The 16,465-nt window shown below is 34.0% G+C and carries 13 protein-coding genes, 2 tRNA genes and 1 riboswitch; of the genes, 11 read left to right on the top strand and 4 right to left on the bottom strand.

What is annotated here, in order from left to right; translation table 11 throughout:
• Positions 1-7: 7 nt before the first annotated feature.
• Positions 8-841, top strand: coding sequence for a DUF975 family protein (locus FC86_RS03435; RefSeq protein WP_056974656.1), 834 nt, complete (start codon positions 8-10; stop codon positions 839-841).
• A 75-nt stretch (positions 842-916) separates the two neighbouring features.
• Positions 917-1,747: a DUF975 family protein gene (locus FC86_RS03430; RefSeq protein ID WP_056974653.1), complete on the top strand. Its 831-nt coding sequence runs from the start codon at positions 917-919 to the stop codon at positions 1,745-1,747.
• Positions 1,748-1,777: 30 nt separating this feature from the next.
• Here the strand turns inward: FC86_RS03430 and FC86_RS03425 are convergent, their stop codons facing one another.
• The 3 genes from FC86_RS03425 to FC86_RS03415 all read right to left on the bottom strand — a co-directional run bounded on the left by FC86_RS03425 (position 1,778) and on the right by FC86_RS03415 (position 4,938).
• Entirely contained in the window at positions 1,778-2,635 is an 858-nt protein-coding gene (locus FC86_RS03425) for a phytoene/squalene synthase family protein (protein WP_056974651.1), read from the bottom strand.
• Positions 2,628-4,130 (bottom strand): phytoene desaturase family protein, encoded by a 1,503-nt coding sequence (locus FC86_RS03420; protein WP_056974649.1) that lies wholly within the window; start codon positions 4,128-4,130, stop codon positions 2,628-2,630. Before FC86_RS03420 ends, FC86_RS03425 begins: the two co-directional genes overlap by 8 nt.
• Positions 4,131-4,254: 124 nt before the next feature.
• Positions 4,255-4,938, bottom strand: a complete 684-nt coding sequence (locus FC86_RS03415; RefSeq protein ID WP_236692282.1) for a metal-dependent transcriptional regulator — start codon at positions 4,936-4,938, stop codon at positions 4,255-4,257.
• Positions 4,939-5,039: 101 nt separating this feature from the next.
• On the opposite strand from FC86_RS03415, the gene FC86_RS03410 reads away from it, so the two are divergent.
• The 5 genes from FC86_RS03410 to FC86_RS03390 all read left to right on the top strand — a co-directional run bounded on the left by FC86_RS03410 (position 5,040) and on the right by FC86_RS03390 (position 8,046).
• Positions 5,040-5,111: transfer RNA gene (locus tag FC86_RS03410), tRNA-Gly, on the top strand.
• 58 nt (positions 5,112-5,169) lie between these two features.
• Positions 5,170-5,242 (top strand) — tRNA-Thr (locus FC86_RS03405).
• Positions 5,243-5,349: 107 nt separating this feature from the next.
• Positions 5,350-6,702 carry a glycoside hydrolase family 32 protein gene (locus tag FC86_RS03400; protein WP_056974645.1) on the top strand — a complete coding sequence of 451 codons (1,353 nt, stop codon included), beginning with the start codon at positions 5,350-5,352 and terminating at the stop codon, positions 6,700-6,702.
• Between the two features lie 68 nt (positions 6,703-6,770).
• Positions 6,771-7,295 carry a hypothetical protein gene (locus FC86_RS03395; RefSeq protein ID WP_056974643.1) on the top strand — a complete coding sequence of 175 codons (525 nt, stop codon included), beginning with the start codon at positions 6,771-6,773 and terminating at the stop codon, positions 7,293-7,295.
• Positions 7,296-7,383: 88 nt separating this feature from the next.
• A complete protein-coding gene (locus tag FC86_RS03390; RefSeq protein WP_056974641.1) occupies positions 7,384-8,046 on the top strand; it encodes a CPBP family glutamic-type intramembrane protease in 663 nt (220 codons plus the stop codon).
• Positions 8,047-8,069: 23 nt separating this feature from the next.
• On the opposite strand, the gene helD is transcribed toward FC86_RS03390, so the two are convergent.
• On the bottom strand, positions 8,070-10,337 hold the full coding sequence (helD, locus tag FC86_RS03385; protein ID WP_056974692.1) for an RNA polymerase recycling motor HelD: 2,268 nt from the start codon (positions 10,335-10,337) through the stop codon (positions 8,070-8,072).
• Between the two features lie 396 nt (positions 10,338-10,733).
• On the opposite strand from helD, the gene trpS reads away from it, so the two are divergent.
• The 4 genes from trpS (at position 10,734) to mgtA (ending at position 16,460) form a co-directional block, all read left to right on the top strand.
• A complete protein-coding gene (gene trpS, locus FC86_RS03380) occupies positions 10,734-11,756 on the top strand; it encodes a tryptophan--tRNA ligase (RefSeq protein ID WP_056974639.1) in 1,023 nt (340 codons plus the stop codon).
• Positions 11,757-11,913: 157 nt separating this feature from the next.
• Positions 11,914-12,561, top strand: a complete 648-nt coding sequence (locus FC86_RS03375) for a LemA family protein (RefSeq protein WP_056974638.1) — start codon at positions 11,914-11,916, stop codon at positions 12,559-12,561.
• A 4-nt stretch (positions 12,562-12,565) separates the two neighbouring features.
• Positions 12,566-13,390 carry a TPM domain-containing protein gene (locus FC86_RS03370; RefSeq protein ID WP_156403333.1) on the top strand — a complete coding sequence of 275 codons (825 nt, stop codon included), beginning with the start codon at positions 12,566-12,568 and terminating at the stop codon, positions 13,388-13,390.
• 113 nt (positions 13,391-13,503) lie between these two features.
• A riboswitch (M-box (ykoK) riboswitch) is annotated at positions 13,504-13,673 on the top strand.
• 111 nt (positions 13,674-13,784) lie between these two features.
• Positions 13,785-16,460 carry a magnesium-translocating P-type ATPase gene (gene mgtA / locus FC86_RS03365; RefSeq protein ID WP_082618836.1) on the top strand — a complete coding sequence of 892 codons (2,676 nt, stop codon included), beginning with the start codon at positions 13,785-13,787 and terminating at the stop codon, positions 16,458-16,460.
• Positions 16,461-16,465 lie beyond the last annotated feature (5 nt).

The raw sequence follows: 16,465 nt of genomic DNA, 5'->3' as shown, positions 1-16,465 counted from the left end.
CAGTTTAATGGATAGTCACTATTATACAATTAAAGCAAGAGCAAAAGAGCTTTTATCTCATCAACAACCCTACTATGTCAGCCTAACCGCTCTTCACAATCTAGCCTTTATCATTATTCGGTTTGTTTCAACAATATTCGTAATGATGATGTGTGTTCAAATTATTCAAATGAATACATATTATTATTATGTAGGCAATAGTTATACATCTTCAAATGTATTTATGTCGATGATTTTATTGACATTGTTAGGATCACCATGGCTATTTTTTGCGGGATGTTTGAGTAAAGGCATAGATATTAAGTTTTTAGAGTGGTATCGCACACAAAAAGTTACTAGGAATGCTTCGGGAATTAAAGATAGTTTTGCATTGTTTAGTCATAATCGATTTTTTCCGTATACAGTATTAGGCTTTTTTGTATTCCTGATTAAGATAATTTTTATTATGCTTGCTGGGTTGATTGCTTCTTGGGTAACGCTCTTTATTGCTTTATTTAATAGTTTAGATTCAACCTATAATTTATTAGCGGTTTTTATTGGTGGCTTAATTTTTTTATTAATTAAAAATACATTCATGTTATTTTTGAGCCAAGTTTATTATGTTTATTACGATATGATGCAAGTTCAAAAAGCAAGCTTTATCAAAGCAGTATTAATCAGCTTTCGACTAATTGGCAAAAATTTTATGCACTATATGTGGTTAAATTTATCTTTTGTAGGTTGGAATATAGTAGATTTTTGTTGTTTTGGTATGTTGCGTTTAGCATGGTTAGATGCGTACATGAGAATGACATATGCGGGATTTTATGATTATATGAAAGAAAGAGAAAGTGTCGGGTAGTGCCGATGCTTTTTTATTTGAATCAAAATGATGATTATGACATAATCAAATTTATTAAATGGAGGAAACAACATTATGAATCGTATTGACATGAAGCACAAAGCAAAAGCTTTGATTAAAGAAAATAGGGGCTACTATTTTGCTTTGACATTGGTTTCATCATTATTAATTATTTTTCAATCAGTTGGGACCGTTAGACAAGTTGTACAACTTATACAAATGATCAGTCGTGAAATGTTGAATAACACATTAACAATAGAAACCGCAATGCGGTTTGTTGAATCTGATGACGGTGATGTGATGGGGAATTTGTTGTTTACGACAATTTTCACGTTGCTAATAATGAGTGTTCGAATGGTACTTTTGAATCATTATCGTAACAATCATTGGGAGAAACATTCAGGTATTAAAGATACTTTTTATATTTTTAGTCAAAATAGATGGGTTCCGGCAATTTTTATTATGATTTTAAATGCACTTTACCTAACAATACTTCAAACAATAGTAATGCTAGGTTACATTTTGATAGCGGGGTTTATCTTTTTACCCCTGCTCATTGCTGCTAATCATAATATGATTGTTGTGCTTATAATAGCAATTTTATTGCTGGTTTTTTCATTATTGATTTTCATTATAGCAATCATCTGTCGAAACTTTACGAGTCAACTTACTTATTTATTGCTAGATAGCTATAATAAGGGAGATAGTTTTGTTTCTGCTTTTACAAAAAGTTTTAGACTAATGACAATTAAAGAAAATATTAGCCAATACTTAATGCTTCAAGCATCATTTATTGGCTGGAGTCTACTTAATGCAGTAACTTTAGGTATTTCTGGATTAGTTTTTTCAAATGCCTATATTGAGATGAGTTATGCTGGATTTTATGAGACAATCAAGACTAAATAAAAAAACTTACTGATTAATCAGTAAGTTTTTTTATTTAGTTAGTTTTGTGAGCAAAGCGACTTTTTTAACATCAGAGACATAAATTCTAGATTTTAGAACCTGGTAGTCTTTCTTGACTATTTCTAATAAAATACCTTTGTATACCTCAACGGCTAATTTTAAAGATAAACGACTTTTGGTATCAGAAATACTAGGAAGCAGTAGACCAACTTGTCGATAGTAATTTAAAGCCTCTGTTGTTTTTGCTTCAATGAGTTTGACCAGGTTATCAGATGCGGTAATTGCTTTTAATTCAGTAACTTCAATTTGATAATTAGATAAAAGTTGTTGAGGAAGATAAAATTTATCAGCTAAAGCATCCTCTTTAATATCGCGCAAAATATTTGTCAATTGCATGGCCTTACCAACATTAATAGCAGCTTGATGGTTGAAAGTACTATTATCATTTAAAATAGGCATCAGCATTAGTCCAACAGTACCTGCAACGTCATAGCAATAGTCATCTAAATCTTGCTCCGTAATTATGGCTAATTTATTGAAGTCTTTAGTTTGTCCATCAATCATGTCATCTATCCATTGATAGTCAATATCAAAATTGTGAAAAACTAATTCTAAAGCAGGCCATGGATTTTTATTTGTGGATAATGTCCCAGCTTTAAATTGTTCCCATTCTGATTTTAATTGATAAAACTCGTCTGCCTCACAATTATCTACACTGTCATCTAGTAAACGCAAGAAGTGATAGAGCGCATAAATACTGTTACGTTTGGCAATAGATAAGGGCTTAAATGCAAAGTAAAAGGACGAGGAGTGTTTTTTTGTCATTTTGATAGAATCTTTAAATAGATTTTGTTGTTGTTTAAAAATAGTAGTTAAATCTTTAGTCATTAGGTTCAATATCTTTCTTTAGTTCATTTGCGGCTAATTGACCACTAGTAATTACGATAGGAACGCCAGCTCCAGGATGAACACTTGAACCAGCAAAGTATAAATGTTCAGCATAAGGATATTTATTGTGGGGTCTAAAGTAGTTACTTTGTAGCAATGTCGGTTTTAAACCAAAAGTAGCACCGTTAGCAGCATTAAATTTGTTTTTGAAATCGTCAGGGGTATAAATTGTTTCACTTACAATATGAGATTGTAAGTCTGCCATACCAGGTAGTTCGGAAACCTTATTTAAAATTTGTTCTCTAAATTGGGCGATGGTACTATCATTCCAATTGTCATAAAGTTTGAGATTAGGAACAGGTACTAAAATATAAATGGATTCACTTTTATCATTTGGTGTAAAGTTGCGGTCTAATTTAGAAGGCATGTATAAGTAATAAGAAGGATCTGTAGGCAAACCAGACTGTTCTAGCTCTTTAATATTTTTTGTAAAGTCATTGGCCATTTTTAAATTATGTAGGTTGAGATTGCTATCATATCGTTTATCTGTACCCAGATACAATAAGAAACAAGAAGTACCGTATTCTAATTTATCAATTTTTTCTTGTTGGTATTTCCGCTTTTTAAGTGTTGAGTCTTGAATCAAGTGATTCATAGCATAGGGAAAGTCAGCATTCACAATTACACCGTCAGCTGGAATTTGTTTACCAGCAATTTTGATACCTGAGGCAGTCTTGCCATTAAAAGTGACTTGATCAACGTGAGTATTAAGGTGGATTTTACCACCTAATTCTGTAAACCGTTTTTCTAGTGCTCGTGCATATTGATACATGCCACCATCAATGAACCAAACGCCATAAATTAGTTCTATCATGGGAATAATGTTATAGATAGATGGACCATTGTAAGGTGAAACCCCAATGTATAAAGTTTGAAATGCCATTAGCTTAACCAGGTCTTCATTCTTGAGGTGTTTTTTTAGTGAACCGTAAGAAGAACCGAAAGTTTTAAGCTTTAAGGCATTGTAAAGCGTTTTGGGATTCCAAAAATCAAGAGGCTTACGAAATGAACGTTGAATAAAGTGATCTTTTGCAACTAAATATCGTTTATAAATATCATTAAGATAGCTCAAAAAACCCGAAAATTCACTTGGTGAAACACTTTCATATTGAGATGCTAGTTTAGTCAAATCAGAAGTTAGATAGGTTTTGTCATGGTCATTAACGAAAACATCCATAAAAGGTTCAAGACGTGACATTGTGAAGTAATCATCAGGATTAACACCTGTATCGTGGAAAACTTGTTGGTAAATATGGGGCATCATGACAATAGTTGGGCCGACATCAAATTTGAAACCTTCTTTTTCAAATCGTCCCATTTTGCCTCCAATTTGATCATTTTTTTCATAAATTTCTACTTGATAACCTGCATTTTGTAAATAGATAGCAGCGGATAATCCGCCAATTCCACTACCGACGATAATAACTTTTTTCATAAAAGTCCTCCTAAATTTAAGTAGAATACGTTGAATTAATTATAAATAATTTTTCAATAAATACCAAAAGAAAGCTATTAAAAAAGCATAATCTAATCTCTAAGATTATGCTTTTTGGCTGGTATTAGTCAGTTATTTTGACAAAGATATAATCAGCTGATTTGGGGCTGATATTTAAAAAACGTCCATGGGTATCACTAACGTTAATGGTACCATCAAAGGGTTGATGACCTAATATTGTTAGTTTATCACCAATTTTTAAATTTAAGCTATCAAAATACATTAAGAAGTCGTGATTATCAATGACCCGGGTAATTGTGACGGTCATATTTTCTTTGATTTCACGTAAAATTTTTTCATCTTCATCAAATGCTAGTGGTGAGTTGTCCGGAATAATACCACCGTGAGGGCAACGCTCAGGCTCACCTAAAAATTCATTGAGTCGTGAAATTAGCAAGTCATCCGTTGCATGTTCAAGCGTATCGGCAGCATTGTGCAGTTCTTCAATACCGTAACCTAATTTTTGACTTAAAAAAGATTCCCAAATACGATGCCTTCTCACCATTTTAGTTGCAAGTTGTTGACCACTTTCAGTTAAAGCAATTTGGTTGTAGGGAGTGTGTGTTACAAGACCGTCATTTTGCAGTGAACGCATCATTTCGGTAACAGAAGGTGCACTAACTTGCAAGACATCGGCAATATTTTTGTTTGTTATTTTTTTTCTATCGTAGCTTAAATCAAAAATTGTTTTTAAATAATTTTCTTTGTTGGCTGATAAGCTCATGTTTTTCACCAATCCTTTGACCATAGTATAACAGAAATTAAATTAAGTCATTAACTTCAAATGTTGAGTTGTTACAAGTTGAAATTGTACCAAAAAAGGCGTATAAAGAGAATAGTAATATTTATGCGGTCATAGCTCAACGGTAGAGCATCTGCTTCCCAAGCAGAAGGTTGCGGATTCGATCTCCGTTGACCGCTTATAAAAGCTGTTGACAATATCTAGGTATATTGTGTATATTATTTGGTGTAGTTATTTGCCACTTTAGCTCAGCAGGTAGAGCATCACCATGGTAAGGTGGGGGTCGCCGGTTCAAATCCGGCAAGTGGCTTCATTAAAGGTTATCTTCAAAAGAAGGTAGCCTTTTTTATTTTGCATATCAGGGTCATTCAGGTAAAATAATAGATAATTACGACTAAACAATCGGAGGCAGTCATTTTGAATTTATTTGAGAATGAAACGCATCAAAATTATTTAAGATACCATATTTATCCCAAACAAGGATTACTAAATGACCCCAATGGTCTTTGCTATTTTAATGGGGAGTATCATGTTTTTTATCAATTAAATGAAGAAAAAACAGACCATTCAGTTAAGGCTTGGGGACATGCGACCTCTAAGGACTTAGTTCACTTCGAAAGACAAGAAGTGGCATTGCGTCCTGGAAAAAACGATTACGATAGTGGCGGTATTTTTTCAGGTTCAGCCGTGGTACATCATAATCAACTCTATTTATTTTACACAGGAGTTATTATAGAAAACGGTGAAGAACTTGAGGCTTATCAATGCTTGGCAACCTCAAAAGATGGTCGCAATTTCAAAAAACACGGGCCTTTATTTGAAAATCCTAAGGATTATCATATTTTCCATGTGAGGGACCCTAAGGTTTGGTTAGGAAAAGATCAAAAGTGGCATATGGTGATTGGCGCTCAGCTTGAAAAAATCGCGCAGGGTGATATTATTCATTATCAATCAGACGATTTATTGAATTGGGAATTTACAGGTTCTATTTTTGAAGATAACCACGAAAATCTAGGATTTATGTATGAGTGTCCAGATTTAATTCCGTTTGATGATCAAGATGTCTTAGTCTTTTCACCTCAGGGAATCACAAATGAACGCTATCGTTTTCAAAATAATTATCATAGTGGTTACTTTGTGGGTCAGTTCAATTACAACTCTTCAAAATTTGAAGTTCACTCAGATTTTGAAGAGCTCGATTATGGGTTTGAATATTATGCACCACAAAGTTTTAGTCATGATGGAAATATTATCCAATATGGTTGGATGGGGATGATGCCAACTGAAAAAGAACAACAAATCCCATCAATTCAAGATAATTGGGTTCATAATTTAACATTACCAAGAAAGTTGACACTAAAAGGTCAACACCTTTATCAAACACCATTAAAAGTACTTGATGCTCAGTTTGAAAAACAAGAAACTTTCTCAAAAACACAAACAGTCACTTCAAAAGCAATGAAACTAGCTTTTGAACCTAGTTCTGAATTTGAGCTAAATGTATTTAATCACTTGAACATATCTTACGAGTCAGGAATCTTAACTTTAACCAGAGATGGCTGGACTGAAGCAACAAAAAATGAAGTGAGACGATTAAAAGTTAGTGACATTGACAATGTTGATATTTATTTAGATTATTCGACGGTCGAAATTTTCATCAATAAGGGTGAATATACGATGTCAGGCCACTACTTCGGCCAACAAAGTGATATAATAACCGTAACAAAAGGAGATTTTGAGGTAGCTTGTTGCTACTATACAAATTCTTAGGATTTTCTAAATATAGTTGCATTTCAAAGTCTATTAACTCACAATTATACCCTATAGGAGGCTATTTTATGTTAAAAAGAAATATTAAAGTTGCTGGATTCTTAACTTTAGTAGCATTGCTACTGACAGGTTGTTCAGGTAACAACTCAGGTTCTGAGGCAACGCCAGCACCGTCTCAATCTAGTTCAAGTTCACAAAGTGAACAACAAAGTTCACAATCTGTAACTTCTACAAGCTCAAGTAGTGAAAGTCAATCAAGTCAATCAGAAAAGCAAAATCAAGCTTCAAGTTCAAGCTTAAAAGAAATCGACAAACAAATTTATAACTTGATTTTACAAGATATGAAGAATCGCCATATTGCGCAGTCAAACTACACAATCGACGATTACATTTACCAGCCTTCTGCTGGATCTAACGAGATTACGACTTATCAGGTGCTTGAAAATCATCAATCTGCTAATATGAAAGCAATCGGAGCAGATCCAAATACTGCCCCTGTTGTCGGGAAATACCAAATGCGTGCCAATGGACATCTTTATTACTATGATCCAATCGAAAATCAAAATATTGATACTGGCTATGTAGCTGGATAAAAGCTAGATTTTTTCTAGCTTTTTTTTTATAGGGTAGCCGATGAAATTTTGATATAATAGCGGTAGTTTTTTCGAAAGGTTGCTAAAAATGAACACCCCAAATTCAAAAATCGGAAACTTAACTCGTTATTTCATCTATTTAATTACATATTTTATTTATTTATTTTTTCAGTCTCAAGCAATTGAACATGGAACGAATCAAATAGTTTGGCTTATAGGTCTTGTCTTGGTATTTGGTTTGTCATGCTACTTTTATCTCAGACAATTCGTTTTAGAAGAGCGTCGCTTTTTTAAACGTGAATATGATCCTTGGTCGGTTCACCTCAAGCTGTTAGTACTAGCTATGGCTATTATTGCCTTGATTCGGTTGTATATATCGTTTCAACAATATAGTGGTCATCTCGCCTTAACAACACCACAAAGCTTTTATTTGGCTAATGCAAAGCCAGCTTTATTTTGGTCGAGTATTATAATTAAGGGGATTTTGATGTCGATTCTACAAGCGTTCATTATAAACGGGTTTTTCTTTAATTACTTCTTTAAGCGTAATACATTGGTTGATACTATTTTAGGTCTGGTGATATCGGGATTAATCTTTTCTGTTTTAAACTTCTCACAGTCATTTGCTTTATTTATGTTTCAGTGGTTGATAGGAATAATTATTTCTTTCGTTTATTTAAGAACATACCGTATGAGCATATCTGTTTATTTACTCGCAGTAAATGCAATTATGACAATTATTTTGTTTTAAATAAAAAAGCTTAGCAAATTTTGCTAAGCTTTTTGTGTGTTCAAAAATGTTGGGAGTTGTGTCTGTACGACTAAATTTAACTCGTGCATAGCACGACTAGCAATCGTATATAAAATATCACGATCGCTTTGTTGTGGATAATTTTCTTTTGAAACGTTATCCACAATGACACTGTCAAACTCGAGTCCTTTAGCCAGATAAATAGGTAAAATACATACCCCTTTTTTGAGGCTACGGCTTTCTTGAGTTAATAAGTTCACATCAATTCTAGCTTTTAACTTATGATAAAGTCTTTCAGCTTGTTGTTGGGTTTTTGTAATTACGGCGACCATTGGATATTGATCAAGTTGATGGTTAATTAACTTAACATAGTGGGTCATATCGTGCGCACTTTGTGTTAAAAAGTGAGTTTTTGGTTGTGGTCCTTGCCTACTAAATGATTCAATATGATCATTTTTATCAAGTAATTTTTTAGCGAAATCTGTAATTTGCTTTGAACAACGATAACTTGTATTGAGTTCAATATAGGTTTTAGATTCATTTTTGAAAATATCTGGAATTTGATTATACGTGTTGGTATCTTGTTCATAAGAAGAAAAGATATTTTGCTTATAATCGCCTAAAAGAGTTAATTTAGCTTTTGGGAAACAATGACGAATATAAGCCATAAATAATGGAGAATAATCTTGCATTTCATCAATAAACAAATGCTTAATAGCAAAGTTTTGACCAGAACCCGTTAATAAATCACGCAAATACAAGATGGCAATGGCATCATCTACTCTTAAAAAGTGGTTTTCGATATCTTGATCAACTGAAATAATCATTTCGTCGAATGCTTCTTTTGAAACAGAAGACAAGTTAACTTGTTTTAAAAACTGTAAGTAGGTTTGGTAATTGTCAATGAATAAGTCGTTGTAAATTGCGTCGTATAAAGATTGGTAATCTTCTTTAGCGAGTTGATAATTCAAAATATCACGCTCTTCATCAACCGTTTTATCATCACTAATAAAGTGTTCGTGATAGTAGTGGAAATCAGAGTCAGATAAGTTTTCAACTTGTTCTTCAACAGCAGCACTTTTTGCATGATCAGCTACGCGTTTTTTAAGGAGTTCAATCAAGTTGTTTTTTGTTTGTCTAAACCGCTCGCTCAAAACTAGTTTTTGGGGAGTTTGCTGATAAATTTTGAGAATTTCTTCCCGGCTAATGACAATTTCACCATTCAAGATTAAATCATTGAAAGCTAAAGTATCACTAGGCGTGCGTTTAAGATAATCCTGAAGTTCTTCATAAAGGTTGAGACTTTCTTTGAATTGTCTGATTTCTTTAGCGGCTTTTGGAAAGTTATGTTGATCACGTTCGAAACGATCAAATAATGATTCAATTCGAAAACCTTCATGACGTTTCATCAAAAAATCAAATAAGGTAACTTGTCGCATATTTTTTTCACCTAAACTGGGTAGTACTTCAGAAATATAATGACTAAATAAATGATTAGGTGAAAATAAAATAATTTGATCAGCATTAATTTCACTTCGTGAATGATAAAGTAAATAAGCGATACGTTGCAAAATAGCAGAAGTTTTCCCACTGCCGGCAACTCCTTGTACGACTAAAATATCAGAAGACGTATCTCTAATAATCTTATTTTGTTGATGCTGAACGGAAGCTACAATATTTTTAAGGTGTGTGTCACTATTTTCACTTAAAACATCTTGCAACATTTCATCACCAACGGTTTCATTAGTATCAAACATTTTAGTGATTTCGCCATTTTCAATTTTGAATTGACGTTTTTTTAATAGGTCAACGGTGGCTAAGTGGCCAGTGGGTGTGCGGTAGCTTGCATGACCTAAAGTACCTTTATAATAAAGAGATGAGATTGGCGCACGCCAATCATAAACCAAGAAATCACCATCATCACCAATTAATGAAGAGGTTCCAATATAAAGTGATTCTTTTTCGCCATCCTCATTAATATCAATTCGGCCAAAGTAAGGTGTATTTTTAAGTAGATTTAAACTTTTTTCTTTGTTTTCAAGAATTGTTTCACTTTCAACGGTTAATGCAACAAGTTGTTTTTGTTGTTGAATGGCAGCATTAGTTTCCATTTGGTCATCAACTTCAAAAGTATTAACTTTAGCTGTATCACCGTAAGATGACTCAACTTTCCGCCGTTCTTTAAAGGCAATATCTAGTTGTTCTTTTGTATCTTTCAATTGCGTGTTAACTTCATTAATCACAAAATCAACACGTTTTTGTTCTTGCTGTTTTTCATTATTTTGTGTCAAAAAATCACCCATTTCTTAAAAACTTGTACAAATAAAATGACTATAACATTGTAGACCCATTTGGTAATTAAATAAATAGTAAGTTAGGGAATCTTTAAATAGATTTTGACAAATTAAAAAGATGTGGCTACAATATTAACAACTTAATAAATAAATATCTAATGTTTAGAGTAGTACGATAATTGATTTTTTTCAAAGCGAGCAGTGAGGGTGAGAGGCTGCAAAATAGATTATCTGAATGGACTAAAGTTGTTCATTAGAGAAGTGTCGTTAACTTTACTAACGAGAGTGAAAGTTACAAGGTAACTTTAAAACTGGTGGCACCGCGTATAAATTCGTCCCGTTATATATTATTTCTAATATATAGCGGTTTTTTTATTATCAGGAGGAAATTTTATGACTAAAAAAGAAATTTTATTAACAGGAGATCGTCCCACAGGCAAAATGCATTTAGGACATTATATTGGTTCATTTAAAAACCGTGTCAGAATGCAAAATAGTGGTGAATATGAGCCATATATTATGATTGCCGATACCCAAGCATTAACAGATAATGCCCGTAATCCACAAAAAATAAAAGATAGTTTGATTGAGGTTGCGTTAGACTATTTAGCTGTTGGATTAGATCCAGAAAAATCAACAATTTTTGTCCAATCACAAATTCCAGCGTTGCATGAATTAACCGCGTATTACTTAGATTTAGTTTCAGTAGCACGTCTTGAACGTAACCCAACGGTTAAAGCTGAAATCAAACAAAAAGGATTTGGTGATAGTCTACCTGCTGGATTTTTAATCTACCCTATTTCACAAGCAGCTGATATCACAGCTTTTAAAGCCACAACGGTTCCTGTTGGTGATGATCAAGCGCCAATGCTTGAACAAACACGTGAAATTGTCCGTACATTTAATCATACTTACGGTGTTGATACTTTAGTTGAACCTGAAGCAGTTCTACCTCCAAAAGGCCAAGGTCGTCTGCCAGGTCTTGATGGTAATGCCAAAATGAGTAAGTCATTGGGTAATGCGATTTACTTATCAGATTCAAAAGAAGAATTAACTAAAAAAGTAATGTCAATGTATACTGATCCAACTCACGTTCGAGTAGAAGATCCAGGACATGTGGAAGGTAACATGGTCTTTACTTACTTAGATATTTTTGATTCAGATAAAGAAAAAGTAGCACAATTAAAAGCTGACTACCAAAAAGGTGGCTTAGGTGATGTTAAAATAAAGCGCTACTTAAATGAAGTGTTAGAAAAAGAACTAGCGCCAATTCGTGAACGCCGTGCAGAATTTGCAAAAGATAAACAAGCAGTTTACGATATGCTTGAAGCGGGTTCTAAAAAAGCCAATGCGATTGCTGAACAAACGGCTAAAGAAGTTAGAGAAGCAATTGGATTCAATTATTTTTCTAAATAATATAAAATTGTTTGTCAATAATTACCAAAGTTGTGGCCAGGTATTTTTAAATATTTAGCTAAATTAAGTTGAAATAATTGCATCAATTGCGTACTAACGTATAATTAAGTACCATAGTTTAGTAATTTATATTTGAAAGAATGGAGTTTATTCTATTATGAATCAAAACAAACGTCGTGTTAGTCCTTGGGTATGGGGTATCTTAGCGGTAATTGCTGTCGTTGTTATTTTCTTTATTTCAACTTACAACAGCCTAGCTAAAAGTAGTCAAGATGTTGACTCTCAATGGGCACAAGTTGAAAACCAAATGCAACGCCGTTATGATTTAATCCCTAACTTAGTTAATTCTGTAAAAGGAAGTATGGGACAAGAACAAAAAGTTTTTGGTGATATTGCTAAAGCTCGTACAAGCTACGGCAATGCCAAATCAAATCAAGAAAAAATGGATGCTAATGGTCAATTGGACCAATCTGTTGGAACATTGATCAATGTGATTGGTGAAAATTATCCAACATTAGGTTCAAATGCTAACGTTCAAACCTTGATGACACAGCTTGAAGGAACAGAAAACCGCATTGCAACTGAACGTAAACGTTATAATGATGCTGTTTCAACATATAACAAAACTGTTGTTGGTTTCCCTAAAAACATCGTGGCTAATATGATGGGATTAGGTTCGAAAACATACTTTAAGGCAGTTGATGAGGCTAAAACAGCACCAACAGTTGACTTTGGTAATACAACAAACACAACGTCATCGTCTTCAGCAGCCTTGATTCTTCCACAGTCAATGAGAGTAATCTAAGTAAGTGAAACGACTTAATTTTAGTCTTTTAAGTGGATTATTGGTGGCTTTAATCGCGATTATTTTGAGTAGTAATCAGCAAACAACGACTGTGGATGCGATGATTAATATCCCCAATACACCTTATTATGATGAACTGAATATTTTATCAGATAAGACTAAAGAAAATATTGAAGATCAAAATCAACTTTATTCAACTAGCAAAGAAAAACCTCAAATAGCAGTTGCCGTCGTTGATTCAACAGATGGCGATTTGAACACCTATGCCACCGATTTATTTCAAAAGTGGCGGTTAGGGAATAAAAGTGATAACAACGGTATTTTGATTCTTTTTGGCTATAACGAAGGTAGCCAAAATGTTCGAATCGAAGTCGGCTACGGTCTTGAAGGTGCTTTGCCTGATTCATTAAGTAAGCAAATTCTGCTTAATGAAAAAGATAAGCTTAAATCAAAAGACAAAACGATAATTGACCAAGGTTTGAATAACGTATTCAGTGCAGTTAGTGTAGTTGTTGACCAAGAATATCAGCTTACCTCATTGCAAGATAGTGGTGTTCAAAATAAGGTCAATAAGTACCGAGAAAATGCTAAAAAAGCTAGTTCAGATGAGTCTGGACCAGGTATTTTTGCAATTATTGTGATGATTATTATTTTTATTATTTTTATTTCCCGAGGAGGTGGCTCTGGCGGATCCGGTGGAACCGGCTTCTTGCTAGGGATGCTACTTGGTGGTTCTTCAGGAAATTCATCTGGCGGTGGATTTTCTGGAGGAGGTGGCGGCTTTTCTGGTGGCGGTGGTTCATCAGGCGGCGGCGGCGCAAGTATTTAAACACTCATTTTAGATGAGTGTTTTTTTATTTCAATAATTGAAGTAATTATAGTTGACTTCGTCTTGTCTTGTGCTATATATTGAACGTAAGTTATAAACTGTAACTAATTTAATAACTGAACAGTTAGGTGAGGCTCCTATATTGGATATACGCTATTGCCCAGAACATCGACAGATGCCAATGGGTCAAACAGAAACAGTCGGAGTAAGGCTTTTTCCAGATAGCTTTGTATTTTTTTTGCAAAACGCCATATAGTGTTAAAACTGAGCGAGTGTTCAATGTACAATGTGTCACATTTTACCCCCTTATTTAATTTTGTATCATGGCAGAATTTAAGGGTTTACTTAAATAGCTGAGTACTTGCCTTTTGTTTTTGAAAGGAAGTTGACAAACATGTTAGAAAAAAAGAGAAATGGTGTTATGCAACAACAGATTGAAAAAATCAAACTGTATGCGCACCAAAGTAACGAAGAAGTTCTAAGTGCATTACAAACGAGTTCATCAGGATTATCAGATGAACAAGTGGCTAGTCATCAAGAACAATATGGTGAAAATAAGGTTTCTCATGGAAACGGCGATACGAAGCTTCAACAATTTATCGAAGCTTTTGTGACACCTTTTACCGTGGTATTAATTATTTTGGCGATTGCTTCGTTTATGACAGATTGGGTATTTTCAGCACCGCAAGACCGATCAGTAGCAACAACAGTAATCATGCTATTAATGGTTATTATTAGCGGTTCGATGAGCTTTTTTCAAAGTCGCCGATCAAGCAACGCAGTTGATAGCTTGATGAAAATGATCCAAGTAACGACCAATGTTATTCGCCAAGGAAAGTCATTTGAAATTGCAACAGAAAAAGTGGCAGTAGGGGATATTATTTCACTATCTGCTGGAGATATGGTACCTGCAGATATGCGTTTGCTACAAACAAAAGACTTATTTGCTAGTACGAGTTCGCTAAATGGGGAATCTGCCCCAGTTGAAAAAATTGCAACTGCCAAACCTAAAGATGATGAAGATTATCTTAGCTACCAAAACATGGCTTACTCTGGCACTAACATTGTAAGTGGAAGTGCCTTAGGCGTTGTTGTAGGTGTTGGTTCAAAAACTGTTTTTGGTCAAATTGCAGGCGAATTATCTACCAAAACAAAACAAGTTACGGCCTTTGATAAAGGCATTCAATCAACTTCATGGCTATTAATCAGATTTATGTTGGTTGTTGCACCGCTCGTTTTTTTGATTAATGGCTTGTTGAAGGGAAGCTGGCTTGATGCATTGGTATTTGCGATTGCGACTGCAGTTGGCTTAACACCTGAAATGTTGCCTGTCATTGTGACTTCTAATCTGGTTAAAGGATCAGTTGAAATGTCAAAACATGGGACTATCATGAAGAACATCGATGCGATTCAAAATCTAGGTTCTGCAACAGTTTTAACAACCGATAAGACAGGAACATTGACGCAAGATAAAGTTGTTTTAGAGTATCATTATGATTTGAATCATACTGAAAAGCCTAAAGTTTTAACTTATGCTTATTTAAATAGTTATTATCAAACAGGATTGAAAAATCTGATGGATAAAGCCATTATGTCAGAAGCAACTAAAGAGTTGGATACTGATCAGATTAAGTCAGATTACCGCAAAATCGATGAAATTCCATTCGATTTTAAACGTCGTCGAATGAGTGTCGTAGTTGAAAACAGTGATGATGAACGATTATTGGTAACTAAAGGTGCGGCTGAAGAAATGCTAGAAGTCAGTCGCTATTATGAGCTTGATGGTGAAGTTAAAGAGCTTGATGATGCAATGCGTCAACGTATTCTAAAACAAATTGAATCATTAAATGAAGATGGTCTTCGTGTGATTTTGCTAGCTTACCAAAAAAATCCTCGTCCAGCCGGCGCTTTTTCTGTTGCAGATGAGCGTGACTTGATTATTCTGGGGAATTTATCATTTTTAGACCCACCTAAAGAATCTACTAAACAAGCATTAGAACAGCTAAAAGTTGATGGCATCGACGTTAAAATTTTAACAGGTGATAATGAATTAATTACACGAGCTGTTGCTAAACAAGTTGGTTTAAATGTTGATAAAATTTACTCAGGTCAAGAATTAGAAGATAAGTCGTCAGACGAGTTAGCTAAGATTGTTGAGTCTCATAACATTTTTGTTAAGTTAACACCGGCACACAAAAGTATGATTATTCGTCAACTTCGGACTAATGGTCATACGGTTGCATTTATGGGTGATGGTATTAACGATGCTCCTGCAATGAAAGAAGCAGATGTGGGAATTTCAGTTGACACAGCGGTTGATATTGCCAAAGAGTCAGCAGATGTTATTCTACTGAAAAAAGATTTAAAAGTGCTAGATACAGGAGTTCGATTAGGACGTAAAGTATTTGGTAATACGATGAAGTATATTAAAATGACCTCTAGTTCAAACTTCGGGAATATTTTTTCAGTGGTTTTTGCCAGTCTTCTCTTACCATTTTTGCCTATGCAACCGCTACAATTATTGTTATTGAATATGATTTATGATATCTCGTGTCTAGCTATTCCATTTGATGTGATGAGTGAAAAATATCTAGAAACACCACGTAGTTGGTCAACTAAGGGACTTAAGAAGTTTATGTTTTACTTTGGTCCAACGAGTTCAGTCTTTGATATTTTAACCTTTGCGTTCTTGTTCTTTATTTTAGGACCTGCAATGTTAGGTCATACTTATTTTGATTTGAATCAGGCACAACAATTACAATTTATGATGATGTTTAATACTGGCTGGTTTATTGAATCATTGTGGACACAAGAAATGGTGATTCATGCACTTCGTGATAAACGTATTCCGTTTATTCAAACCAAGGCTTCATTCCCACTAATGGTGTCGACTATCGGCGCTGGGATTATTGGAACAGTTATTCCTTACTTGGATTTTGGGAAAGACTTAGGATTTGAAGTGTTACCTCTTAGTTATTTATTCTTTGTATTACTAATGTTGGTATTTTACTTTGTTTTAGTGACAATTGTGAAAAAACGTTACTTACAACATGAAGATGAACTCATTTAAAAAAG

The organism is Holzapfeliella floricola DSM 23037 = JCM 16512, assembly GCF_001436605.1.
Lineage (GTDB): Bacteria > Bacillota > Bacilli > Lactobacillales > Lactobacillaceae > Holzapfeliella > Holzapfeliella floricola.
This window is presented reverse-complemented; position numbering and strand designations above follow the sequence as displayed.

What these genes read in the sequence shown, in the direction of transcription:
- FC86_RS03415 (WP_236692282.1), bottom strand. Translation starts at nt 4,938, where the DNA reads ATGGTCAAAGGATTGGTGAAAAACATGAGCTTATCAGCCAACAAAGAA.
- FC86_RS03395 (WP_056974643.1), top strand. Translation starts at nt 6,771, where the DNA reads ATGTTAAAAAGAAATATTAAAGTTGCTGGATTCTTAACTTTAGTAGCA.
- mgtA (WP_082618836.1), top strand. Translation starts at nt 13,785, where the DNA reads ATGTTAGAAAAAAAGAGAAATGGTGTTATGCAACAACAGATTGAAAAA.
- FC86_RS03425 (WP_056974651.1), bottom strand. Translation starts at nt 2,635, where the DNA reads ATGACTAAAGATTTAACTACTATTTTTAAACAACAACAAAATCTATTT.
- FC86_RS03420 (WP_056974649.1), bottom strand. Translation starts at nt 4,130, where the DNA reads ATGAAAAAAGTTATTATCGTCGGTAGTGGAATTGGCGGATTATCCGCT.
- FC86_RS03375 (WP_056974638.1), top strand. Translation starts at nt 11,914, where the DNA reads ATGAATCAAAACAAACGTCGTGTTAGTCCTTGGGTATGGGGTATCTTA.
- FC86_RS03390 (WP_056974641.1), top strand. Translation starts at nt 7,384, where the DNA reads ATGAACACCCCAAATTCAAAAATCGGAAACTTAACTCGTTATTTCATC.
- FC86_RS03435 (WP_056974656.1), top strand. Translation starts at nt 8, where the DNA reads ATGGATAGTCACTATTATACAATTAAAGCAAGAGCAAAAGAGCTTTTA.
- trpS (WP_056974639.1), top strand. Translation starts at nt 10,734, where the DNA reads ATGACTAAAAAAGAAATTTTATTAACAGGAGATCGTCCCACAGGCAAA.
- FC86_RS03430 (WP_056974653.1), top strand. Translation starts at nt 917, where the DNA reads ATGAATCGTATTGACATGAAGCACAAAGCAAAAGCTTTGATTAAAGAA.